Origin of the sequence: Motilibacter deserti (genome assembly GCF_011250635.1) — a bacterium.
Taxonomy (GTDB): Bacteria; Actinomycetota; Actinomycetes; order Motilibacterales; family Motilibacteraceae; genus Motilibacter_A; species Motilibacter_A deserti.
This window is the reverse complement of the sequence record NZ_JAANNP010000020.1, coordinates 1-22,438: the sequence shown is the minus strand read 5'-3', so window position 1 is coordinate 22,438 and position 22,438 is coordinate 1. Positions and strand designations below refer to the sequence as shown.

Here is a 22,438-nt window from a genome sequence, read left to right as displayed (position 1 = left end):
GTGGTAGCCGGCCCCAGAACTCGTTGCCGACGGCGTCGGAGTACTCGTCCCACACCGGCCGGCCGAGCAGGGAGGCCGCTGACCGGCGCAGCATGCGCTCGGCCGCGGCGTTGACGTAGCGGAAGACCCAGCCGCCGTCGATGAAGACGACCGCGTCGCTGGTCGCGTCCAGCGCCGCGGCCAACCGGTCCGGCTGACCGTCCCCCACGCCTCGTCCTGTGCCCCCGTGCTCGCCCGATCACGCGATGTCACGTAGAACTATCCAGAAGGAACGTGGCCCCCGCCACCCGGCTCAGCCCGGCGACCGGGCCCCTGGCAGATGGCGCGCGACGAACTCGAGCTCGACGCGCATCTGGCGTACGCGCTCCTCGACCACCAGCGAGCCGTGCCCGGCGTCGTAGCGGTAGACCTCGTGGGCGGCCCCGCGCTCGCGCAGCCGCGACAGGTAGTTCTCGATCTGGCGGATGGGGCAGCGCGGGTCGTTCTCGCCGGCGATCACGAGCACGGGCGCGCGGACCGCGTCGACGTACGTGATCGGCGAGGACTCGCGGTAGCGCTCAGGCACCTCCTGCGGGGACCCGCCGAACAGCGACCGGTCGTACGCCTTCAGCGGCTCCATCTCGTCCTCGTAGGCCGCGACGTAGTCCGCGACGGGCACGGCGGCGACGCCGAGCGCCCACAGCTCGGGGGCGCGGCCGAGGCCGAGCAGCGTGAGGAAGCCGCCCCAGGACCCGCCGGACAGCACGACCCGCGCCGGGTCGACCAGGCCACGGGCCGTCACCTCGGCATGGACCGCGGCGAGGTCCTCGAGCTCGGTGACGCCGACCCGCTTCTCGATCGCGTCCCGCCAGGCCGACCCGTAGCCCGTCGACCCGCGGTAGTTGACCCGGACGACCGCGAGGCCGCAGTCGACGTAGGCGGCGGCGTCGGCCGCGAAGGAGTCGTAGTCCTGCCACGCGGGACCGCCGTGCACGAGGAAGACGGCCGGGTGCGGGCCGTGACCGGAGGGCAGCGACACCAGGGCGTGGATGCGCCCGCCCGGCCCGTCGACCCAGACGTCCTGCACGGGGACCGAGCGGGGCGGCCGCGGCCCCGCCGCGGCCAGGACGACGTCGCCGGCCAGGTCGCGGACCACGGAGGGCTCGGCCGAGGAGGACCAGGACAGCTCTACCCCGTCCGGGCGCGCAGTGGCTGCGCCCACGACGCCCGAGGGCGTGGGCAGCCGTTCGAGGGTGCGCGCGGCGACGTCCCAGCGGTAGAGCTCGCTGCGCGCGGCGTGCTCGTGCTCGACGAGCAGCGCGCCGGCGTCGGGGAACCACTCGCCGCCGACCTCGCCGGGCAGCCCGAGGTCGAGCTCGTCCACCGCGCCGGTGGCGACGTCCCAGACCAGCAGCTCGGACCGGCCGCGCCGCTCGTGCCCGACGAGGAGGCGGCCGTCGCCGTCGACGGGGGCGAAGCCCAGCGGGTGCAGCCCCTTGCCGGGAGCGTCCGACAGCTCCGCGACGGTGCCCCCGTCGCTCACCCGGACCACGCGCAGCGCCGGGTGCCGGGAGTCCCCGTGCTCGGAGTGGGCGATGACGACCAGGGTCCCGTCCTCGGACAGGTCCCCGACGGTCGCGCTCTCGGCGTGGGCGTAGAGCAGCCGGGGCGGCCGGCCCGGCTCGACGACGTGCACCTGCGTCCCGTAGTCGTCGTCCGCGCGGCCGACCACCGCGAGCCCCTCGCGGCCCAGGGCCAGCCCGGCCGAGTACGCGGCGGCCAGGCCCGGCGCCGCCTCCGGGTCCGGGGCGCTGGCGTCGCCGTTGACGGGGTCCCGGCCCTCGAACGGCTGCGTCCGCCACACGCCGTACTCGTCGCCGTCGGTGTCGTCGAACCACCAGATGTCCTCGCCCTCGGGGGGCAGCGTCCCGTCGCTGGTGCCGTTGGGCCGGTCGGTCACCTGCCGGTGCGTACCCGCGGCGCGGTCCCACGCGTACAGCTCGAAGGTGCCCGTCGTGTTGGACACGTAGAGGCACCGGTGCGGCGCGTCCTGCGCCCACTCCGGCAGGGAGACGCGCGCGGCCCGGAACCGGAGCTCCCAGTCCGCGACCCCGCCCGCGGTCGGCTCGTCCATGGCAGAGCATCAGACCACGCCGCGCGGGAGCCCGCCCGGGCGGCCTGCCCCTGGTGTCCGTCCTGCGCCGCCGGGCGTGGGAAGCGGCGCGCCTGGGCAGGCTCGTGCCGGTGCAAGTACCCGATCTCGTCTTCGCGCTCGCGGGCGCCGGCGCGCTGCTGGCGGCCGCGCTCCCGCGCGTCCTCGAACGGCGCCCGTTCAGCCTCCCGCTCGCCTTCCTCGCGGCGGGCGTGGGGATCGGGCTGCTCCCCGTCGGGCTTCCCGAGCTCGACCCCGTGGAGCACGGCGCGTTCGTCGAGCACGCGGCCGAGGTCGTGGTCATCGTCGCGCTGATGGGCGCCGGCCTCGCGCTGGACCGCCCGTTCGGCTGGCGCCGCTGGTCGACCACCTGGCGCCTGCTGTTCGTCGCGATGCCCGTGACGATCGCGCTCGTCGCCTGGCTCGGGTCCGCGGTCGCGGGCCTGCCGCTGGCGGCGGCGCTGCTGCTCGGCGGCGTGCTGTCCCCGACCGACCCGGTCCTCGCCGGCGACGTCCAGGTCGGCGAGCCCAGCGACGCGGAGGAGAGCGAGGACGAGGTCCGCTTCGCCCTCACCTCCGAGGCCGGGCTCAACGACGGCCTGGCCTTCCCCTTCGTGATGCTGGCGACGGCCGTGGCGGCGCACGGCGGGACGCTGGGCGCGTGGCTGGGCGGCTGGGCGCTGGACGACCTGGTGCTGAAGACCGTCCTCGGCGTCGTCGGGGGACTGGCGGTCGGCCGGCTGCTCGGGCGGGCGTTCTTCCGGGCCCGCCGCGACACGCTCCGGCTCTCCGAGCACGCCGACGGCTTCGTCGCCCTCGCCGTGACCTTCCTCGCGTACGGCGTGACGGAGATCCTGCACGGCTACGGCTTCGTGGCGGTGTTCGTCGCCGCCTGCTCGATCCGGGCCGCCGAGCGCTCGCACGGCTACCACGGGGTGCTGCACGGGTTCGTCGAGCAGGTGGAGCGGCTGCTCACCGCGTGGCTGCTCCTGCTGCTCGGCGTGGCGTTCGCCGACGGCCTGCTCGAGCCGCTGACCTGGCAGCTCGCGCTGGTCGGCGTGCTGCTCGTGCTCGTCGTCCGGCCCGTCGTGGGCGTGCTGTCCCTGCTGGGCACTCCCGCGGGCCGGCGCGAGCGGATCGTGGCCGGGGCGTTCGGCGTACGCGGGATCGGCTCGCTGTACTACCTGGCCTACGCGCTGGAGGCCGAGGAGTTCCCCGCCGCCGAGCTGTGGGCGGCCGTGGGGTTCACCGTCGCGTTCTCGGTCGTCGTGCACGGGCTGACCGCGACGCCGGTGGTGAGCCACCTGGACGAGCTGCGGCTGCACCGGGCGCGGCGGTGGACGCGGGGCAGGCCCACGGACGAGCAGGTCGCGCGCGAGCATGTGTGACCCGGCCTCAGCCCGCCGCCACCGGCTCCTCCTCGTGGGCGGGGAAGGCTCGGCTGCCCGCGGTCGCGACGAACGCGTCGGCGGGCACCGCGGGGCTGTACAGGAACCCCTGGCCCTCGGTGCACCCCAGCGCGCGCAGCAGTTCGGCTTGGGCGGGGCGCTCGATGCCCTCGGCGACGGTGCTGAGCCCGAGCGCGCCGGCGAGGGCGATGACCGCCCCCACGATCGAGGTGTGCGAGCCCTCGTCGCCGAGGGTGGCGACGAACGAGCGGTCCACCTTGAGCACGTCGACCGGCACGTCGCGCAGCCGCGAGAGCGTGGAGTAGCCCGTCCCGAAGTCGTCGATCGCGATGCGCACTCCGCGGGCGCGCAGGTCCGACAGCGTCCGGTACGCCGTGGCGTCCTCGGCGCCGACCGCCGACTCGGTGACCTCCAGCACGAGGCGCCCTGGGTCGAAGCCGGTGTCGGCCAGCACCTTCTGCACGAGCCGGCCGAACCCGGCGTCCTGCAGCTGCAGCGGTGACACGTTGACCGACAGCTTCTCCAACGACAGCCCGCGCGAAGACCACGCCTGCGCGTCGGCGCACGCGCGGTGCAGCGCCCAGGCGCCCAGCCGGTGGATGAGGCCGTTCGCCTCGGCGACCGGGATGAACGTCGCCGGCGACACCCAGCCGCCCTCCCCGTCCGGCCAGCGCAGCAGCGCCTCTGCACCGCGTACAGCCCCGGAGGCGAGGTCCACGAGCGGCTGGTAGTGGACCTGCAGGTCGCCGCGGTCGAGCGCCGCGGCCAGGGGCTCGGACAGCCCGTGCGTCGCGGTCGCGTGCCAGGACGCTTGGTTGCGCCCGTTGCGCTTGCCGGCGTAGAGCGCCGCGTCCGCGCGGGCGAGCAGCATCGCGCTGCTGTCGCCGTGCTCCCACTCCGCGAGGCCGACGGTGCTGGTGCGGCCCGGCACAGCGGCCCGCAGCCGCTCGACCAGCGCCACGGCGGCCGCCCGGTCCAGCCCGGGCAGGAGCAGCACGAACTCGTCGCCACCGACGCGCGCCAGCAGCTGGCCGTCGCCGAGCAGGCCGCTCCAGGCGTCGGCACAGGCGCGCAGCAGCCGGTCGCCGGTCGCGTGCCCGGCCGTGTCGTTGACCGTCTTGAAGTAGTCCAGGTCGATCACCGCCAGGACCAGCCCGGCGCGCTCGCCGTGGCCGGCGGAGGCCCGCGCGAGCGAGCTCTCCAGCGCGCGGTCCAGCCCGCGCTTGTTCGCGAGCCCGGTCAGCGGGTCGATCTCGCTCTCTGCGGCCACGCGGACCAGCCAGCCGACGGTGGCGCTGGTGATCAGCACCTGCCCGACGACCAGGAAGTACTCGGCGAGGCCCACCCCACCGGACGCGAGGCAGGCGGCGGCGCAGGCGGCCAGAGCCAGGGCGAGGTGCAGCAGGGTCAGGCGGTAGCGGAAGAAGAACGACGCGAGGAGGGCGACCAGTGCGTAGATCGAGGCCAGCGCGACCGCCGTCGATCCGCCGGGCGACATGACGATGGCGGCGCTAATCAGCAGCGTGGCGCCCACGAGCAGGAGGTGGAAGGCCTCCCGCGGCCAGCCCGCGCCCCGGCGCCAGACCCCGACTCCGATGAGCAGGGTCAGGGCGATGAAGCCGCAAGCGCCCAGCGGCCGCTCGACCAGGTCCCACTGGCTGACCATCGCCGAGGCGCAGAAGACGTCCGCGGTCACGTAGAGGAAGGCGGTCGCCCGGGCGAGGACGGCCGGCGTCGCCACCGTCGGGGCGCGGTCGAGCAGGGCGCCCACGCTGCTGGTCGACCCGCGCACGCGTCCCCCTTCGCTCGCCCCGACCGCCGCCTATCGGCATGCGGGGCAGACAGCTGAAGCGAAGTGGGAAGGTCCGGACCGGGAAGACGCCGAGGGCCGAGCCCGACGTGCGGACCCGGCCCTCGTGCTGTCGGGGTGGCGGGATTTGAACCCACGACCTCTTCGTCCCGAACGAAGCGCGCTACCAAGCTGCGCCACACCCCGGTGGAACTCGAAAAGGATAGCGGACGCCGGGCGCGTTCTCGTCCGCGAGCCCGAGGCCGCCACTGCGAGACCCGTCGCGACCCGCTGGGGTGCTGGTCGGACGCGCCGAGGGTCAGGCTGCGACGAGGGTCAGCAGCGTCGCCTCCGGCGGGCAGGCGAAGCGCAGCGGGACGTAGGGCGAGGTCCCCAGCCCGGCCGAGACGTGCAGCCACGAGCCGCCCCAGCGGGAGAGCCCGCGGGCCTGCCAGCGCGGCAGGTCGCAGTTGGTGACCAGCGAGGCCGGGGAGAGGGGCACGCGCAGCTGCCCGCCGTGGGTGTGGCCGGCGAGCACGAGCCGGGCCCCGTCGGCCGACATCGCGTCCAGGACCCGGCGGTACGGCGCGTGCGCGACCCCGAGCAGCAGGTCGGCGGCGGGGTCCGCGGGGCCCCCGACGGCGGCGTAGCGGTCCCGGCCGATGTGCGGGTCGTCGACGCCGACCAGCTCGAGGTCCCGGCCGTCGACGGTCAGCTGCGCGCGGGCGTTGTTGAGGTCGACCCAGCCGGCGTCGGACAGCGCGTCGCGCAGGTCCTGCCAGGGCAGCTCGATCCCGCGCCGGGGCTTGTCGTCCGGGCCCGAGCTGCCGCCCCGGCGCAGGTAGACGGCCGGGTTGCGGAACGAGGGGGCGGTGTAGTCGTTGGACCCGAAGACGAAGACACCGGGCTTCTCCAGCAGCGGGCCGAGGGCGTCGAGCGCCGCCGGCACCGCGTCCAGGCCCGCCAGGTTGTCCCCGGTGTCCACCACCAGGTCGGGCTCGAGGGCGGCCAGCCGGCGTACCCACTCGACCTTGCGGCGCTGGCGAGGCAGCACGTGCAGGTCGGACAGGTGCAGCACGCGGAGCGGGCGCTGCCCCGCCGGCAGCACCGGGACCTCGACCCGGCGCAGCCGGAAGGAACGCACCTCATAGCCCGCGCTGTAGGCGGCCCCGGCCGCCGCTATGCCGGCGGCCGCGAGCGCGACACGGGCCAGGGACGGTGCCAGCGGCTGCATGCCCCGATGATCCCAGAGCCCGTGCGCGCGGGGCACGGCCGCCTCGCGTCGGGGCGCCCCGTCAGTCGTCGTCGCCGAAGCCCGACCCGGAGCCCGAGCCGCTGCCGCTGCGCGAGCTCCAGCTGCCGCTCGAGCGGTGCCGGTAGCTCGAGCTGTAGGAGCCGCCGCTGTAGAACTTGCCCTGCGGCGCGACGAAGTCGCCGGACGGCGCGTCGACCGCGTCCAGCGCCCCGCTCACCGCGTCCTGCCACATGGGCGCCGGGAGCGAGCCGCCGAAGACGTCGTAGTAGTAGCGCCCGCCGATGGTCTTGCCGGTCAGGCTGTAACCGCCGCGCGGCGGGGAGGGGTTCCACACGACGGAGGCCGCGGCGATCTCCGGCGTGTAGCCCATGAACCACGCCTGCTGCTTGCCGTTGGTGGTGCCGGTCTTGCCGGCGACGTCGCGGCCGGAGATGTTCGCCGCGGTGCCGGTGCCGGAGTCGACCACGCCCTCGGCGAGGCGGTTCACCGCGTCGGCGACCTCCTGGTCGAGCACCTGCTTGCACTCGGGCCGGGCGTACTTCTTGCCGTTCGGGTCCTCGATCTTGGTGACCGGCCACGCGGGGCAGTACTTGCCGCGCGCGGCAAAGGTGGCGTACGCCGCCGCCATGTTCAGCGGGGCGACGTTGTTGGTGCCGAGGGTGAACGACTGCACCTGCTGCAGCTTCTTGCCGGTGTCCGCGCGCAGCACGCCCATCTTCTCGGCGAGGGTGACCGGCTCGCAGAGCCCGATCTCCTCCTCGAGCTGGACGAAGTAGGTGTTGACCGAGTCCTCGAGGGCGCGCTGCAGCGTGTAGCTGCCGTTCTCGGACGCGGACTCGTTGCGCGGCTGCCAGCCCGGGTCGTACGTCGAGCCGTCGCACGTGGTCATCGACCTGACGGAGCGCAGCTGCGCGGGGGAGTAGATGCTGTGGTAGAAGCCGTAGCCCTTCTCCAGCGCCGCGGCCGTCACGAAGATCTTGAACGTCGACCCGGCCAGCGTCCCCTTCGATGCGCCGAGCGGCGCCCCGATCGCGAGGTTGACCTTGGTCTTGCCCTTGCCGGTGCCGTAGCGCTTGCTGATGGCGATCGCCTTGACGTCGCCGGTGCCCGGCTCGACCATCGCGACGACGCCCGCCGTCGGGTCCTCGGCGTCGACCCACTTGTCGACCGCGTCCTGCGCGGCCTTCTGCATCCGGCTGTCGAGCGTGGTGCGGATCGTGAGGCCGCCGGTGTAGAGGCGCTCCTTGCGGATCTCATAGGTCGAGCCGAAGCGCCTGTCGCTGAGGAAGACGTTCTTCGCGTAGTCGCAGAAGAACTGGTAGTTCTTGCTGTAGGCCGCCTCGCAGTCCGGCCGCGGCTTGCTCTCGTTGAGCACCAGCTTGGTGGCCTTGGCCTTCTCCGCCTGGGCCGCGGTGATCATGCCCAGCTCGGCCATGCGGTTGAGCACGACGTTGCGCCGCTCGATCGCCGCCGGGCGGTTCTCCTCCTTGTCCGGGCTGGTGGCGTTGGGACGCTGGACCAGGCCGGCGAGCAGGGCCGCCTCGGGGAGCGTGAGCTTGCTGGCGGGCTTGCTGAAGTAGCGGTTGGCGGCGGTCTCGATGCCGTAGGCGCCGTTGCCGTAGTACGCGATGTTGAGGTAGCGCTCGAAGATCTCGTCCTTGGTGAGCTGCTCCTCGAGCGCGACCGCGTAGCGCAGCTCGCGCAGCTTGCGGCCGACGGTCTCCTCGACCGCCTCGCGCTCGGCCTGCTCGTCGCCCTCCTGGCGCGCCTTGTAGACGAGCGCGAGCTTGACGTACTGCTGCGTCAGCGTCGAGGCGCCCTGGGTGCCGCCGCCGCTGGCGTTGTTCAGCGCCGCGCGCGCGAGGCCGCGGACGTCGGCGCCGCCGTGCTCGTAGAACCGGGCGTCCTCGATCGCGAGCTGGGCCTGCTTCATCCGCTGGCTCACGTTCTCCAGCGCGACGAGCTTGCGGTCCTGGTCGTAGAACCGGGCGATGAGCTTGCCGTCGGCGGTGTACATCCGCGTCGTCTGCGGCAGCGGCGGGGTCTTGAACTCGCTGGGCAGGTCCTCGAACTGCTCCGAGCTCGCGCGCGCGACGAGGCCGATGGTCCCCGCGACCGGGAGCACCAGCCCCCCGACGAGCAGGCCGGCGACGGCGCTGAGGACGACGAACACGAGGACGCGCCGGGTCGCGACGGCGCTGCGCAGCAGCGGGGTCATCGGCCCAGGGTACGTGTCGGGGCGGCCGGCGACAGGGCCCGCGAAGCCCGACATCTGCGGCGATCCGGACCGCGGCCAAGCGGGCGCCGCGAGCCTCCGGGGCTGAGCGCGGACGGCGTGCGGGGCGGTTGCTGGCGGGGCGCTGGGGACGGCACGCCGGGGACAACGCCGGGAGCGGCCCGGTTGATCCACGGGGATCAACGGTGAGAGGGACCGGGCCCGACCGGGTGCGGACCGGTGCGGGGCGCGCAGGGCGCCGCGGCGGGAGGAAGGCGGCGGCCACGTGACGTCCGTGTTGCGGGCCGATGTCGGCCTTCGCGATGACTACGCCGTCGGGCCCGGGGCCGGATCCTCACTTGGGGTGGCCCGAAAGGCCCAAGCGCCTGCGAAGGGGGCCAGAAGTGGGGACAATAGAGGGCGCCTCGGGCGGGCCACTAGTGCATTCGCGCGACAGATGTAGACGGGTGGTCACCCTCTGCTAGCTCGAACGGGCTAGTCATATCGGGCTATCGAGATCTGCCCCGTACGGGGCTGTCGGCGGCGCGCGCCTCGAACCTACCGTCACTGGTGAAAACCGCTCGACGGGGAGGACCGCCATGACCTGGAACGAGGACTGGGCTTCGCGTGGCGCTTGTCGCACCGCGGACCCGGACGCCCTGTTCGTGCAGGGCGCCGCGCAGAACCGGGCCAAGGCCGTGTGCAGCGGGTGCCCCGTGCGCACCGAGTGCCTCGCGGACGCGCTCGACAACCGGACCGAGTTCGGTGTCTGGGGCGGCATGACCGAGCGCGAGCGCCGGGCGCTGCTGCGCCGCCGGCCCAACGTCACGTCCTGGAAGTCGCTGCTGTCCACGGCGCGCCAGGAGTTCGAGCGCGGGGGCATCGACGCCGTCCCCGCCGCGCGCCGCTCCGCCTGACCGCGCGGCTCAGCCCGGCGCCGCCCCACTCGCTGCCGCCAACGCCGCGCCGATCGTGCGCAGCCCATCGAGGTCGTGCACGTCGACCGGCTGGGCGGGCACACGGGCGACGGGGACGTCCGGGTGGGCCGCGGTGAAGCGCGCGGCGAGCCGGCGCTCGCGCTCGGACAGGCGCACCCGGTCCGCGTGCAGCCGCAGCAGCGCGGCGGTCACCGGGTGCGCGCCGCTTTCCTGCAGCACCTCCGCCGCCGCGAGGCTGCGCTCGGCCGACAGCTCGGGGGCCGGGTCGGGGTGCACGCGGTTGAGCACAAGCCCGGCCAGCGGCATGCGGTCGCGCTCGAGCCGGTCGACGAAGTACGACGCCTCCCGCAACGCGTCCCGTTCTGGCGCCGCCACGACGACGAAGGCCGTCCCCGGCGCGGCGAGCAGCCGGTACGTCGCCTCGGCCCGCTCGCGGAACCCGCCGAACATCGTGTCCATCGCCGACACGAACCCCTGCACGTCGCGCAGCAGCGAGGCGCCCAGCACCTTGGTCACCGCGCCGGTCACCATGCTGAGCCCGGCGTTGAACGCCTTGAGGTAGACCTTGCCGCCCGCCTTGGCCGGGGCCGTCAGCACCCGCAGGAAGCGCCCGTCGAGGAACGAGCCCAGGCGGCCCGGCGCGTCGAGGAAGTCCAGGGCGGACCGGCTGGGCGGGGTGTCCACGACGACGAGGTCCCAGCGCCCGGTGCCGACCAGCTGGCCGAGCTTCTCCATCGCCATGTACTCCTGCGTCCCGGCGAAGCTCGACGACAGCGATTGGTAGAACGGGTTCGCGAAGATCTGCTCGGCCCGCTCGCGCGAGGCGTGGGCCAGCACGACCTCGTCGAAGGTCCGCTTCATGTCCAGCATCATGGCGTCGAGCGCGCCTCCGTCCCGGCCGCCCGCGGGGCGCACGCCGTCGACCCGGCGTGGCGTGTTGTCCAGCTCGCGCAGCCCGAGCGACTGCGCGAGACGGCGGGCCGGGTCGATCGTCAGCACGACGACGCGGCGCCCCTGCTCCGCAGCGCGCAGCGCGAGCGCGGCCGCGGTGGTGGTCTTGCCGACGCCACCGGACCCGCAGCAGACCAGGATGCGCGTCGCCGGCTCGGCGAGGGCGGTGTCGAGGTCGAGCAGCGCGGGCGCGTCGTCTGGCGCGGCCGGGGGCGGGTCCGGGACCGCGTCGAAGGGCGCGCTGTCGGGCGCGGGCGTGCCGTCGACACCCGTGCCCGCGTCGTCGGCACCGCCATCTCGAACGGTGAACGGCCCGGTCACGAGCAGGCCCCCTGCTCGCGCAGGGCGGCCGCCAGCGCGTAGAGCCCACCGAGATCGACCCCGTCGGCCAGCACCGGCAACTCGTAGGTGCGGTGGCCGATCGTCTCGAGCGTCGCGCGCTCGGCCTGCTCGAGCGCGACGCGCTCGGCGTGCGCCCGCCCCTCGGCGAGCAGCGCGTCGACCACGTGCGGCTCGGCCCGGGCGCCGCTGGCGACGAGCCCCGCGACGACGTCCTCCCGGTCGAGCGCGCCGCGTGCCGCCGCCTCGAGAGTCGGGCCGGGCAGCAGGGGGGGCCGTGTCATGTTGACCACGATGCCGCCGACCGGCAGCCCGGCCGCGGTCAGCTCCTCCACCGCGTCGCACGTCTCCTGCACCGGCATCTCCTCGAGCAGGGTGACGAGGTGGACCGCCGTCTGCGGCGAGCGCAGCAGGTCCATGATCGAGTCGGCCTGGCCGCGGATCGGCCCGACCTTCGCCAGCCCGGCGACCTCCGCGTGGACCCCCAGGAACCTGGTGATGCGCCCGGTCGGCGGAGCGTCCAGCACCACCGCGTCGTAGACCGCGCGCTCGCCGCCCGCGCCGTCCTTGCGGCGCCGGCGCACGGCCTCGTAGGCCTTGCCGGTCAGCAGCACGTCGCGCAGGCCGGGGGCGACGGTGGTGGCGAAGTCGACGGCGCCCAGCTTGCGCAGCGCCTTGCCCGCGCGGCCGAGCTTGTAGAACAGCTCGAGATATTCGAGCAGGGCCTGCTCCGCGTCGACCGGGAGCGCGAAGACCTCGCCCCCGTCGGGCGCGACCGCGACCGTCCGCTCCTCGTAGGGCAGCGGCGGGACGTCGAACAGGCGCGCGATGCCCTGCCTGCCCTCGACCTCGCAGAGCAGCACGCGGCGTCCGCCGGTGGCGATCGCGACCGCCAGCGCCGCGGCCACCGTCGTCTTGCCCGTGCCGCCCTTGCCGGTGACGACGTGCAGCCGCACGCCCGGCCAGTGCGGCTCGGCGTGCGCCGCGCGGGAGCGGCGGCTCGAGGCGGCGGCAGCAGGCGGCATGGTCGGCGAGCGTAGCCGGGCGGGTGGAGGCCCGTTCCGAGCGTCCACAGGTCCCACTAGGGTGCGACCCATGGCCAAGTGGGAGTACGCGACGGTGCCCTTGCTCGTGCACGCGACCAAGCAGATCCTCGACAACTGGGGCGAGGACGGCTGGGAGCTCGTCCAGGTCGTGCCCGGCCCGGGCGGCGGTGACCAGCTGGTGGCGTACCTCAAGCGGGAGAAGGCGTGACGGCTCCGGCGGGCGAGCCCTTCGCCCGTCCCGGCGAGCGGCTGACCGCGCTCGGCCTCACGCTCCCGACGGTCCCGGCACCGGCGGGCGCCTACGTCCCGGCGGTCCGCACCGGCACGCTCGTGTTCACGGCGGGGCAGATCCCGCTCGTCGACGGACAGGTCGCCGCCACCGGCAAGGTCGGCGCCGAGGTGTCCCCGGAGCAGGCCAAGCAGCTGGCCCGGGTCTGCGCGCTCAACGCGCTCGCCGCCGTGGCCGCCGAGGTGGGCGGGCTCGACCACGTCGTACGCGTCGTGAAGGTCGTGGGCTTCGTCGCCTCGGCGCCGGGCTTCACCGGCCAGCCCGGGGTCGTCGACGGGGCGAGCGAGCTGCTCGGCGAGGTCTTCGGCGCCGCCGGGCGGCACGCCCGCAGCGCCGTCGGCGTCGCGGTCCTGCCGCGCGACGTGCCGGTCGAGGTCGAGCTGGTCGTCGAGGTCTCGCCCGCGCTCGCGGGCTGAGGGGACCGCGTGGCTGACGGTGCCGCGTGTCTGACGGTGCTGCGTGGCTGACGCCGGGCGCCCCTCCGACGGCGATGGTCGGCCCGCGGTGACGGGGGGCGCGCCGCCCCCGCCGTGGGTGACGCTGGTGCGCGCCCCCAACCCGGGGCCGATGACGCTCGACGGCACCAACACGTGGCTGCTGCGCACCGGCGGCGGGACCGTCGTCGTCGACCCCGGCCCGGACGACGAGGGCCATCTGCGCCGGCTGGCCGCGTCGGGGCCGGTCCTGCTCGCCGTCCTCACCCACCACCACGCCGACCACACGGGCGGGGCGGCGCGCCTGCGCGAGCTGACCGGCTGCCCCGTGACCGCGTACGCGCCGGAGCTCTGCGCGGGAAGTGCTCCGCTCAGCGAGGGCGAGCCGCTGCCCGTCCCTGGGCTCTCCCCGGATGTGCTCCCGACCCGCGTGCTCGCGACGCCGGGCCACACCGACGACTCGGTCTGCGTGCTCGTCGAGCACCCGGCCACGCCGGCGGTGCTCACCGGCGACACGGTCCTCGGGCGGGGGCCGACCGTGGTCGAGGGGCGGCTGGCGGCGTACCTGCGCTCGCTCGACCGCCTGCACACGCTCGGCCCCATCGCCGCGCTGCCCGGCCACGGCCCCGTGCTGGCGTCGATCGCGGACGCCGCCGCCCAGCTGTCGGCCCACCGGCGCGAGCGCGTGGAGCAGGTACGCGCCGCCCTCGCGGCCGGGGCGACCACGGCCGAGGACGTGGTCGAACGCGTCTATCCCGGGCTCGAGCCCGGCCTGCGGCGCGCGGCGCTGCACTCGACCCACGGGGCACTGGACTACCTGCGGGAGGCGTAGCCGCCGCGAGCTGGCGAAGAGCGGCCGCTTCCACCGAACGGGGTCAGGACGCCTCGGCGCGCTACCGGCCGCCCTCGCCCCGCACCCACCGCCGGAACCGGCGGCGTACGAGCGGCCCGGCCATCCAGTGGGCCACGCGTCGCAGCGGCGAGCGGGCCAGGTCGGGCGGCAGCCGGTCGGCCAGCACGGTGGACGCGAGGTCGCCGAGGCGGGGGACGACGGCGGGCACCCCGGCCTCCCGCGATCGCAGCAGCTGCAGCGCGGTGTCGGCGCTGTCCGAGAGCGTGTCGCGGCCCGCCTCGTCAGCGCGCCAGCGGGCGAGCTGGCCGCCGGGCTCCTCCTGCAGCAGCACACGCAGGTCCGCGGTCACCTGCGCCACCGACGACGACTCCGCGGCGAGCACCGCCTGCTGCAGCTGCGCCGTGGCGTCGGCGACCGTGGGCCGCTCAGCCGCGTCGCTCGCGTGGTCGAGCAGCCGGGCCAGGTGCGCGGCGCCGTCGAGCCGTCCCCAGAGCCAGTCCTGCTGCCGCCACTGCGCCCGGCCGAAGGCCCCGAAGTGCAGCAGCTGCGTGCCCCACAGCTTGCGCGGGCCCGGGTCGGCGTCGACGGTGTTGTCGTCCCCTGGGACCAGCGGGCTGCGCACGTCGGGGCCGAGCCGCAGGAAGTCGAAGCCGACCGGCCGCTCGAAGGCCTGGTGGCCGGCGAAGGCCCGGGTGAGGACCTCCACGACCAGCGCGTCCACGACGACGTCGTGCGCCACGTCCTCGGTGCCGTGCACCGCCGAGCTGTACGCCCGGGCGCCCGCGCCGACGAGGGCGCACAGCACGCGCGGCGCGTCGACGGCGGCCACGGCGGCGTTGATCGCAGTGAGCGCCGCGGGCGGCCCCGAGCGGTCGGGCGCGGTGGCGATGCCGGCGTTGACCTGCTCGCGCAGCGCGGCGACGCACTCGAGGACGTCGCTGAGCCGCTGCAGGCACCGCTCGCGGGCGGCCGGCTCGACGTCACGGGTGGCCGCCCCGACGTCGCGCAGCAGCAGCCGGAGCACGCGGTCGGCCACGGCGGTGCCCCACTCCCATGCCGTCGCGGACCGCTCGAGCGCGTCCTCGCCGGGCCCGGGCACCCACCCGACCGCCGCGTCCGGCGGTTGCGGGGCGATCTGCCCTAGGGTGACCGGCGCGGCCGCGCTCGCCCCCGCCCACACCCACAGCGCGTCGACGACGCCGCCGTCCACCCGGGACTGCCGGTACGCCCGGAGCAGCTGGCGGGCGGCGGTGAGGTGGTCCGCGCGCTCCTCGCGCCCGTCGCGCAGCCCGGCGAAGAGCAGCTGGGGCTGGCGGGCCCAGCGCTCGGCCTCGCGCGAGAGCGTGCGGAGCCGCTCGATGTCGTTGCGCAGGTCGGCCTCGCCCGGCAGCCCGCGCGCGGTGAGCAGCACCTTGAGCCAGGCCGGCCTCGGCGGCAGCTGCTGAGCGGGCGTGCCGGGCTCGGAGCCGGACGGCATGACGTAGGCGAGCACCCGCTTCCACGGGCGGTCGACGGGCCGGCGGGCGATCTCGTCGAGGACGGGGTCGAACGGCGCGTTGTCGAGGACGCCACCGTCGATGAGCCACGTCGCGCTGTCCGAGCCCTGCGGGCGGACACGGTAGGCCAGCAGGTCGACCGTGTCGTCCTGCTCGCGGACCGGCGCGAAGGCGACGGGGAAGCCGGCCGACGCGCGGGCGGCCCGGCTGAGCGCCGGCGTGTCATCGAACCCGGCCTCCTGCGGGCTGCGCGGGAAGAGCTCGACCGGGTCGGCGGGCAGGTCGCCGGGGCCGGCGGGGGCGTACGAGCGCCGCGGGCCGTCGTGGGAGAAGCGGTAGAGCCGGCGGTGGTCGGCGACCGGGAAGGGGTCGTCGCTGGAGTCGACGACGCACGGGTCGGGCCCGCCGAGCGCGGTGGCGGTCACGAACAGCGTGACCGGCGCGGCGGTGGCGGGGTCCGTGCGCCCGCCGCCGACGCGGTCGAAGACGCCGCGCACCTGCTCGGAGAAGTAGTCCCCGTCGAGCAAGCTGGGGACTGGAGCCGTCTCGTTCGCGCGCAGCAGGGCGCCGCGGCCGAGCTGGGCGACGTCGCTCCAGACCTCGCGGAGGCCGGGGAGGGGGGCGCCGCGCCCGATCGCGGTGGCGAGCAGCGCGCCGTTGAGCCCGCCCGCGCTGGTGCCGGCGACGACGTCGACGGTCACCGTGACGTTCAGCCGGCGGCACAGCTCGCGCCAGCCGTCGTAGACCGGGAGGTCCGGGGAGCCGGCGGGCGGCGGCAGGATCCCCTGGGACGCGCGGCGCAGCAGGTCGATCTCGTGGGCGACTCCGCCCATCCACACGGCCAGCGACACCCCGCCGTTCATCACCAGGGCGACGCGGACCTCCGTCGGCTGATCCATGCTGCGGAACGTAGCGCCGCGCGGGCCTCCACGTCGCCCCCTCGGGGCCGCACGAGCGTCATCGCCGGTGGACCGGGCCATAACCGGCTAGCGTTCGGGGCAAACCGACGGTGAAGGGCCGGCCACCAGCAGGGGTCGTCCGGGACGTGTGAGGCGGGGCGAGATCAGCACTGACACCACGGTGTGGCCGCGGGTGGGCGCCTGGGCCGTGCATGCCTACACCGCGAGCGGAGCCGCGATCGCGCTGCTCATCGTCCTGGCCGCGTTCGACGGGGACGCGGTCCGGGCGCTCTGGCTGGGCCTGCTCGCCCTGATCATCGACGGCACCGACGGCATGCTGGCGCGCCGCGTGCGCGTGAAGGAGCGGGTGCCGCAGTTCGACGGCGCCCGTCTCGACGACATCGTCGACTACCTGACCTACGCGTTCGCCCCGATGCTGCTGCTGTGGAGCGGGGGCTACCTGCCGGACGGGAGCGCCGGCACCGTGCTGGCCGCGGTGCCGCTGCTCGCGTCCACCTACCAGTTCTGCCGAGTGGACGCGAAGACCGACGACCACCTCTTCCTCGGCTTCCCGAGCTACTGGAACGTCGTGGCGTTCTACACGGTCGTCCTGGGGCTCGGCCCGACCGCGGTCACGGTGATCCTGCTGGTCTGCTCGGCCCTCGTGTTCGTGCCGATCGGCTACCTCTACCCCTCGCGCACCGTCACGCTCCGCCCGCTGTCGCTGGCCCTCAGCACCGTCTGGCTCGTCACGTACGCCGTGCTGCTCGTCCAGATGCCGGACCCGAACGACGCGGTGGTCGCGGTGTCGCTCGCCTACCTCGTCTACTACGTCGCCCTGAGCCTGTGGCTGACGGCCAGGGGCCGGCGACGGGCGGGGGCCCGACGCTCGCCGGAGCCGGAGCGCGAGCCCGCGCCGGTCGGCGGGGCGTAGCCGGTGCTGCTCGGCTTCCTGACGGCGCTCGGGGCGGCCGTCGCCTTCGGGGTGGCCGCGCTGCTGCAGGCGGTCGCCGCGCGCCGCGAGCAGGTCACGGAGGCGGTCGACCCGAGGCTGCTGCTCCGCATGCTGCGCCACCCCGCGTTCCTCGCCGCGCTGGCGCTCAACCTCGGCGGCTTCGCCCTGCACTTCACCGCGCTGAGGCTGCTGCCGCTCTTCCTCGCCCAGGCGGTCATCGGCTCGAGCGTGGCCGTCACGGCCCTGCTGAGCGCCCGCGTGCTGAAGGCGCCGCTCAACCGCCCGGAGTACCTCGCCGTGGGCGCCGTGTGCGCCGGGCTGGCGCTGCTCGCGCTGGCCGGGGGCGAGGAGGGCGAGGTGACGACGAGCACGGGCGAGCGCGCCTGGCTGCTCGCGGTGACGGCGGCGATCGTGGTGGCCGGCGCGCTGGCCGGGCGCGTGGCCGGCACCCGCGGCGCGATGCTGCTGGGGCTGGTGTCCGGGACGGGCTTCGCCGTGGTCGCGATCTCCGGGCGGGTGCTGCCGACCTACGCCCCGCCGGACGTGCTCCGCGACCCGGCGGCCTACGCGCTGCTGGCGGGCGGGACCGTGGCGTTCCTGCTCTACTCGGCGGCGCTGCAGCGCGGCTCGGCCATCACGGCGACCGCGTCGATGGTGCTCTGCCAGACGGCCGGCCCGGCCCTCGTCGGGGTGCTCCTGCTCGGGGACTCCGTACGCGCCGGCTGGGCCCCCGTCTCCGTGCTCGGGCTCGCGCTGGCGGCCACCGGCGCGGTGCTGCTCGCGCGCTTCGACCCGCAGGCGCTCGCCGCGTCGGCGCCGCGGGAGGCGCCGGCCCCGCGCTGACCCAGTCCCGCGCTGAGCGCTTGCTCAGCCCTGCTCGCCCTCGAGGGCGAGCGGCAGCCCCGGCGCGAGCGTCACCGCGTGCTCGGGCAGCACACCGGTGCGGGAGCGCTGCCGGCCCAGGTAGTACGCGAGCCCGCCGAGCATGATCGCCCCGACGAAGACGAACGCGCCCCACTGCAGATACCAGTGGTGCGGCTCGGTCGCGTTGTAGACCGACTGCCGGGGCCACGCGATGTTGAGCGCCATCGCCCCACCCCACAGCACGGCGGCGATGTTGACCGGCAGGCCCCAGCGGCCCAGCGAGAAGTAGCGCCGGCCGTCGGCCTCGGCAGTGCCGGGCCACTGCCCGCGCAGCCGCCGCACGAGCATCGGCACGGTCACGAGCAGGTAGGCGAGGTAGATCATCACGATGGCGATGCTCGTGACGACGGTGAAGATCTGCGGCTGGCGGATGTTGACGACGAGGATCGCGATGGCGAGCAGGCCGATGACGACCGCGGCGGTGACGGGGGTCTTGTGCGTCGGGTGCACGGCGGCGAGCTTCGGGCTGGCCGGGAGGTTGTTGTCCCGGGCCATGGCGAACATCAGCCGCATGGCGGCGGTGTGCACCGCGAGCGCGCAGACCGTGATCGCGATGACGATGCAGACGAGGAACGCCTTGCCGACGCCCCCGGGCAGCGCCTGCAGGATCACGTACTGCAGGCCGCCGGTGCTCGACGCGAGCGCCGGGTCCCTGGTGTCGCGCACGGCCATCACGGCGAGCAGCAGGATGAGGCCGCCGAGCACGAATGACGCGGTGATCGCACGCAGGATCGCGCTCGGGGCCGTGCGCCGCGGGTCGACGGTCTCCTCGCCGAGCGAGCTGGCGGTGTCGAAGCCGTACATCACGTAGCCCGACGCGATCGAGGCGACGAGGAACGCGCCGAGGAAGCCGAGCGACTGGCCCTCGCCGGCGCCATTGGTCTGGGTCACCACGTCCGGGCCGCGCTTGGCCGCCGCCGCGAGCAGGACGATGATCAGCACGGCGGCGACGAGCTCGATGACGACGCCGGCGCTGTTGATCCGCGTCATGAGCTTGACGCCGTACGCGTTCACGACCGTGGTGAACAGGATGAGCACGCCGGCGAGGATCACCGCGTTGACGGCGAAGTCGTAGGTCCCCGTGCCGTCGCCCCAGATCTGGAAGCCGCTCCAGAGCTGCGGCAGCGTGATCTGGTACGCCAGGGCGACCGCCGCGATGCTCACGATCGAGGCGACGAGCATGGTCCAGCCGGCCAGCCACGCAGTCGTCGCGGTGCCGAGCTTCTTGGCCCAGTTGTAGACCGACCCGGCCACCGGGTAGCGCGCGGCGAGCTCGGCGAAGCAGAGCGCCACCATGAGCTGGCCGACGAAGACGATCGGCCAGGAGATGACGTACGACGGGCCGGCGCCGCCGTAGCCGAAGTAGAACAGCTGGAACGTGCCGGTCAGGATCGAGATGTAGCTGATCCCGGCGGCGAAGCTGGAGAAGCGGCCGATGCTGCGGTCGAGGCGCTCGGCGTAGCCGAACTCCGCCAGAGCAGCGCTGTCGGCGCTGCCGGTCGTCTCGGCCCCACGGGCGGGAGAGCTCATCCGTTCCCCTCGATACGTCGCCACCGACGAGCCCGTCGGGCTGGAGTTGGGCAGCCTAGAGGTCCGGCGCTACCGGAGTGTTGCCGACCGGCCCGCCCGGCGTGGCACGATGCCGAGGGTGACGACCCGGCCCGCCACACCGCAGCGTCGCGACAGGCTGGACGACCTGGTGCTGCTGCGCCGGGTGCGGGACCGCATCGACCGGGACTACGCCCAGCCGCTGGACGTCGAGGCGCTCGCCCGCGGCGTGCACATGTCGGCCGGGCACCTGAGCCGGCAGTTCCGGCTGGCCTACGGCGAGTCGCCGTACTCCTACCTCATGACGCGCCGCATCGAGCGGGCGATGGCGCTGCTGAGACGGGGAGACCTCAGCGTCACCGAGGTGTGCTTCGCGGTGGGCTGCTCGTCGCTCGGCACCTTCAGCACGCGCTTCACCGAGCTGGTCGGCGTGCCGCCCAGCGTCTACCGCGCCGCGGGGGCGGGCACGACCGAGGGCATGCCGGCCTGCATCGCCAAGCAGGTGACCAGACCGGTCAGGAATCGAGAAGCGCCCGCTCCGCAGCCGCACCTAGCGTGACGGCCATGGACATCACGGTCTTCTACACCTTCCTCCCGCACACGGACCCCGACGCCTCGCTCGCGTTCTACCGCGACGTCCTCGGCTTCGAGGTCCGCAACGACGTCGGCTACGACGGCATGCGCTGGATCACCGTCGGCCCGCCCGGCGGCTCCGGCACGTCCATCGTCCTGACCCCGCCCGTCGCGGACCCGGGGGTGACCGAGGAGGAGCGCCGCGTCATCTCCGAGATGATGGCGAAGGGCACGTATGCCGCCGTCACGCTCGCCGCCAAGGACCTCGACGCGGTCTTCGAGCGGCTGCAGGCCCGCGGAGCCGACGTCGTCCAGGAGCCCATCGACCAGCCGTACGGCGTCCGCGACTGCGCCTTCCGTGACCCGGCCGGCAACCTGATCCGGATCAACGAGATGAGTTGAGGCCTCGTTCGACGTCGTGACGAGGGAACGGCGCCGCGCCCGCTGCTGGTTGGATCGGCAGAGCCGGCGGAGTCGGCGCGGCGCCTATCGACGAGGACGGGAGCAGCATGGCCAGCAGGACGCGCACGCAGCCGCCGGCACAGCGCGCGGCGGACGGGACGGCGCAGCACGCGGCGGGCACTCCCGGGCAGCACGTGGCGGACACCCACGACCTCATCCGCGTGCACGGGGCCCGCGAGAACAACCTCAAGGACGTCCACGTCGAGATCCCGAAGCGTCGGCTCACGGTCTTCACCGGGGTCTCGGGCTCGGGCAAGAGCTCGCTGGTCTTCAGCACGATCGCCGCCGAGTCCCAGCGGATGATCAACGAGACCTACAGCGCCTTCGTGCAGGGCTTCATGCCGACGCTCGCGCGCCCGGAGGTGGACCTGCTCGACGGGCTCACGACGGCGATCATCGTCGACCAGGAGCGGCTGGGCGCCAACCCGCGGTCCACGGTCGGCACCGTCACCGACGCCAACGCCATGCTGCGCATCCTCTTCAGCCGGCTCGGCGACCCGCACGTCGGCTCGCCCAACGCGTACTCCTTCAACGTCCCCTCGGTGACGGCCAGCGGAGCGATCACGGTCGACCGCGGCGGGAAGTCCAAGACCGAGAAGGCGACGTTCAACCGGCTCGGCGGGATGTGCCCGCGCTGCGAGGGCAAGGGCGCGGTCACCGACATCGACCTGAGCGCGCTCTACGACGACAGCAAGTCGCTCAACGAGAGCGCGATCACGATCCCCGGCTACACGATGGAGGGCTGGTACGGCCGCATCTTCCGCGGCTGCGGCTACTTCGACCCGGACAAGCCGATCCGCAAGTACACGAAGAAGGAACTGCACGACCTGCTCTACCGGGAGCCGACGAAGATCAAGATCGACGGCATCAACCTGACCTATTCAGGGCTGGTCCCCTCGATCCAGAAGTCGTTCCTGTCCAAGGACGTCGAGGCGATGCAGCCGCACGTCCGCGCCTTCGTCGAGCGGGCCGTCACGTTCACGACGTGCCCGGACTGCGGCGGGACGCGGCTCGCCGAGCACGCGCGCGCCTCGAAGATCGGCGGGGTCAGCATCGCCGACGCCTGCGCGATGCAGATCAACGACCTCGCCGACTGGGTACGCGGCCTGCAGGAGCCCTCGGTGGCGCCGCTGCTCGCGGGCCTGCGGCACACTCTCGACTCCTTCGTGGAGATCGGCCTCGGCTACCTCTCGCTCGACCGGCCGTCGGGCACCCTGTCGGGCGGTGAGGCCCAGCGGGTCAAGATGATCCGCCACCTCGGCTCCTCCCTCACCGACGTGACCTACGTCTTCGACGAGCCGACCATCGGGCTGCACCCGCACGACATCGAGCGGATGAACCGCCTGCTGCTGCAGCTGCGCGACAAGGGCAACACGGTGCTGGTGGTCGAGCACAAGCCCGAGGCGATCGCCATCGCCGACCACGTCGTCGACCTCGGCCCCGGGGCCGGCACCGCCGGCGGCACCGTCTGCTACCAGGGCACGGTCGAGGGGCTGCGGGCCAGCGGCACCCTCACCGGCCGCCACCTGGACGACCGCGCGGCGCTGAAGGAGGGCGTACGCACCCCTACGGGCACGCTCGAGGTCCGTGGCGCGAGCGCGCACAACCTCAAGGACGTCGACGTCGACATCCCGCTCGGCGTGCTCTGCGTCGTCACGGGCGTCGCCGGTTCCGGCAAGAGCTCGCTCATCCACGGCTCCGTGTCCGGGCGGGAGGGCGTCGTCACCATCGACCAGGGAGCCATCGGTGGCTCGCGGCGCAGCAACCCGGCGACCTACACCGGGCTGCTCGAGCCGATCCGCAAGGCGTTCGCCAAGGCCAACGGCGTGAAGCCGGCGCTCTTCAGCGCCAACTCCGAGGGCGCCTGCCCCACCTGCAACGGCGCCGGCGTGATCTACACCGACCTCGGGATCATGGCCGGGGTGGCCACGA

At 74.3% G+C, this 22,438-nt stretch carries 18 protein-coding genes, 1 tRNA gene and 1 pseudogene; 10 read left to right on the top strand and 10 right to left on the bottom strand.

The window, feature by feature from the left end; translation table 11 throughout:
• Positions 1 to 46: 46 nt before the first annotated feature.
• A pseudogene (locus G9H71_RS25560) lies at positions 47 to 208 on the bottom strand (PAS domain-containing protein); the annotation flags it as partial.
• A gap of 84 nt (positions 209 to 292) precedes the next feature.
• Complete coding sequence (locus G9H71_RS15690) at positions 293 to 2,113, bottom strand: S9 family peptidase (protein WP_166283491.1); 1,821 nt, start codon at positions 2,111 to 2,113, stop codon at positions 293 to 295.
• A gap of 110 nt (positions 2,114 to 2,223) precedes the next feature.
• Between G9H71_RS15690 and G9H71_RS15685 the strand changes: the two genes are divergently transcribed.
• Positions 2,224 to 3,519 (top strand): cation:proton antiporter, encoded by a 1,296-nt coding sequence (locus G9H71_RS15685; RefSeq protein WP_166283489.1) that lies wholly within the window; start codon positions 2,224 to 2,226, stop codon positions 3,517 to 3,519.
• Between the two features lie 7 nt (positions 3,520 to 3,526).
• On the opposite strand, the gene G9H71_RS15680 is transcribed toward G9H71_RS15685, so the two are convergent.
• From G9H71_RS15680 to G9H71_RS15665, 4 genes are all read right to left on the bottom strand, one after another.
• Complete coding sequence (locus G9H71_RS15680; protein ID WP_166283487.1) at positions 3,527 to 5,332, bottom strand: putative bifunctional diguanylate cyclase/phosphodiesterase; 1,806 nt, start codon at positions 5,330 to 5,332, stop codon at positions 3,527 to 3,529.
• Between the two features lie 130 nt (positions 5,333 to 5,462).
• Positions 5,463 to 5,536, bottom strand: a tRNA-Pro gene (locus tag G9H71_RS15675).
• A 112-nt stretch (positions 5,537 to 5,648) separates the two neighbouring features.
• Entirely contained in the window at positions 5,649 to 6,563 is a 915-nt protein-coding gene (locus G9H71_RS15670) for a metallophosphoesterase (protein WP_166283485.1), read from the bottom strand.
• 61 nt (positions 6,564 to 6,624) lie between these two features.
• Entirely contained in the window at positions 6,625 to 8,802 is a 2,178-nt protein-coding gene (locus tag G9H71_RS15665; RefSeq protein WP_166283483.1) for a transglycosylase domain-containing protein, read from the bottom strand.
• 596 nt (positions 8,803 to 9,398) lie between these two features.
• On the opposite strand from G9H71_RS15665, the gene G9H71_RS15660 reads away from it, so the two are divergent.
• Positions 9,399 to 9,716, top strand: coding sequence for a WhiB family transcriptional regulator (locus G9H71_RS15660; protein WP_166283481.1), 318 nt, complete (start codon positions 9,399 to 9,401; stop codon positions 9,714 to 9,716).
• A 9-nt stretch (positions 9,717 to 9,725) separates the two neighbouring features.
• Here the strand turns inward: G9H71_RS15660 and G9H71_RS23925 are convergent, their stop codons facing one another.
• Positions 9,726 to 11,009 carry an ArsA family ATPase gene (locus tag G9H71_RS23925; RefSeq protein ID WP_331273042.1) on the bottom strand — a complete coding sequence of 428 codons (1,284 nt, stop codon included), beginning with the start codon at positions 11,007 to 11,009 and terminating at the stop codon, positions 9,726 to 9,728.
• The gene (locus G9H71_RS23920) at positions 11,006 to 12,052 is read right to left on the bottom strand and encodes an ArsA-related P-loop ATPase (protein WP_231134910.1); all 1,047 of its coding nucleotides are present in this window, start codon (positions 12,050 to 12,052) and stop codon (positions 11,006 to 11,008) included. Before G9H71_RS23920 ends, G9H71_RS23925 begins: the two co-directional genes overlap by 4 nt.
• A 70-nt stretch (positions 12,053 to 12,122) precedes the next feature.
• Here G9H71_RS23920 and G9H71_RS15650 point away from each other — a divergent pair, with 70 nt between their 5' ends.
• The 3 genes from G9H71_RS15650 to G9H71_RS15640 all read left to right on the top strand — a co-directional run bounded on the left by G9H71_RS15650 (position 12,123) and on the right by G9H71_RS15640 (position 13,628).
• Positions 12,123 to 12,281: a DUF4177 domain-containing protein gene (locus G9H71_RS15650; protein ID WP_166283477.1), complete on the top strand. Its 159-nt coding sequence runs from the start codon at positions 12,123 to 12,125 to the stop codon at positions 12,279 to 12,281.
• A complete protein-coding gene (locus G9H71_RS15645; protein WP_166283475.1) occupies positions 12,278 to 12,778 on the top strand; it encodes a RidA family protein in 501 nt (166 codons plus the stop codon). The genes G9H71_RS15650 and G9H71_RS15645 overlap by 4 nt, the downstream gene beginning before the upstream one ends.
• Positions 12,779 to 12,866: 88 nt before the next feature.
• The gene (locus G9H71_RS15640) at positions 12,867 to 13,628 is read left to right on the top strand and encodes an MBL fold metallo-hydrolase (RefSeq protein WP_331273040.1); all 762 of its coding nucleotides are present in this window, start codon (positions 12,867 to 12,869) and stop codon (positions 13,626 to 13,628) included.
• 61 nt (positions 13,629 to 13,689) lie between these two features.
• Here the strand turns inward: G9H71_RS15640 and G9H71_RS15635 are convergent, their stop codons facing one another.
• On the bottom strand, positions 13,690 to 16,044 hold the full coding sequence (locus G9H71_RS15635; RefSeq protein ID WP_166283473.1) for a patatin-like protein: 2,355 nt from the start codon (positions 16,042 to 16,044) through the stop codon (positions 13,690 to 13,692).
• A gap of 193 nt (positions 16,045 to 16,237) precedes the next feature.
• On the opposite strand from G9H71_RS15635, the gene G9H71_RS15630 reads away from it, so the two are divergent.
• Positions 16,238 to 16,978 (top strand): CDP-alcohol phosphatidyltransferase family protein, encoded by a 741-nt coding sequence (locus G9H71_RS15630; protein WP_231134909.1) that lies wholly within the window; start codon positions 16,238 to 16,240, stop codon positions 16,976 to 16,978.
• A 3-nt stretch (positions 16,979 to 16,981) separates the two neighbouring features.
• On the top strand, positions 16,982 to 17,842 hold the full coding sequence (locus G9H71_RS15625; RefSeq protein ID WP_166283471.1) for a DMT family protein: 861 nt from the start codon (positions 16,982 to 16,984) through the stop codon (positions 17,840 to 17,842).
• A 24-nt stretch (positions 17,843 to 17,866) separates the two neighbouring features.
• Here the strand turns inward: G9H71_RS15625 and G9H71_RS15620 are convergent, their stop codons facing one another.
• The gene (locus G9H71_RS15620) at positions 17,867 to 19,453 is read right to left on the bottom strand and encodes an APC family permease (RefSeq protein WP_166283469.1); all 1,587 of its coding nucleotides are present in this window, start codon (positions 19,451 to 19,453) and stop codon (positions 17,867 to 17,869) included.
• A 109-nt stretch (positions 19,454 to 19,562) separates the two neighbouring features.
• Between G9H71_RS15620 and G9H71_RS15615 the strand changes: the two genes are divergently transcribed.
• The 3 genes from G9H71_RS15615 to G9H71_RS15605 all read left to right on the top strand — a co-directional run.
• On the top strand, positions 19,563 to 20,030 hold the full coding sequence (locus G9H71_RS15615) for a helix-turn-helix transcriptional regulator (RefSeq protein ID WP_166283467.1): 468 nt from the start codon (positions 19,563 to 19,565) through the stop codon (positions 20,028 to 20,030).
• Positions 20,031 to 20,035: 5 nt separating this feature from the next.
• On the top strand, positions 20,036 to 20,446 hold the full coding sequence (locus G9H71_RS15610) for a VOC family protein (RefSeq protein ID WP_166283465.1): 411 nt from the start codon (positions 20,036 to 20,038) through the stop codon (positions 20,444 to 20,446).
• Positions 20,447 to 20,553: 107 nt separating this feature from the next.
• Positions 20,554 to 22,438: excinuclease ABC subunit UvrA (locus G9H71_RS15605; protein WP_196792156.1), on the top strand; the 1,885-nt coding region annotated here is incomplete at its 3' end.

Coding starts and splice junctions, on each gene's coding strand:
- G9H71_RS15650 (WP_166283477.1), top strand. CDS start 12,123: ATGGCCAAGTGGGAGTACGCGACGGTGCCCTTGCTCGTGCACGCGACC.
- G9H71_RS23920 (WP_231134910.1), bottom strand. CDS start 12,052: ATGCCGCCTGCTGCCGCCGCCTCGAGCCGCCGCTCCCGCGCGGCGCAC.
- G9H71_RS15620 (WP_166283469.1), bottom strand. CDS start 19,453: ATGAGCTCTCCCGCCCGTGGGGCCGAGACGACCGGCAGCGCCGACAGC.
- G9H71_RS15660 (WP_166283481.1), top strand. CDS start 9,399: ATGACCTGGAACGAGGACTGGGCTTCGCGTGGCGCTTGTCGCACCGCG.
- G9H71_RS15665 (WP_166283483.1), bottom strand. CDS start 8,802: ATGACCCCGCTGCTGCGCAGCGCCGTCGCGACCCGGCGCGTCCTCGTG.
- G9H71_RS15610 (WP_166283465.1), top strand. CDS start 20,036: ATGGACATCACGGTCTTCTACACCTTCCTCCCGCACACGGACCCCGAC.
- G9H71_RS15635 (WP_166283473.1), bottom strand. CDS start 16,044: ATGGATCAGCCGACGGAGGTCCGCGTCGCCCTGGTGATGAACGGCGGG.
- G9H71_RS15690 (WP_166283491.1), bottom strand. CDS start 2,113: ATGGACGAGCCGACCGCGGGCGGGGTCGCGGACTGGGAGCTCCGGTTC.
- G9H71_RS15670 (WP_166283485.1), bottom strand. CDS start 6,563: ATGCAGCCGCTGGCACCGTCCCTGGCCCGTGTCGCGCTCGCGGCCGCC.
- G9H71_RS15615 (WP_166283467.1), top strand. CDS start 19,563: ATGCCGAGGGTGACGACCCGGCCCGCCACACCGCAGCGTCGCGACAGG.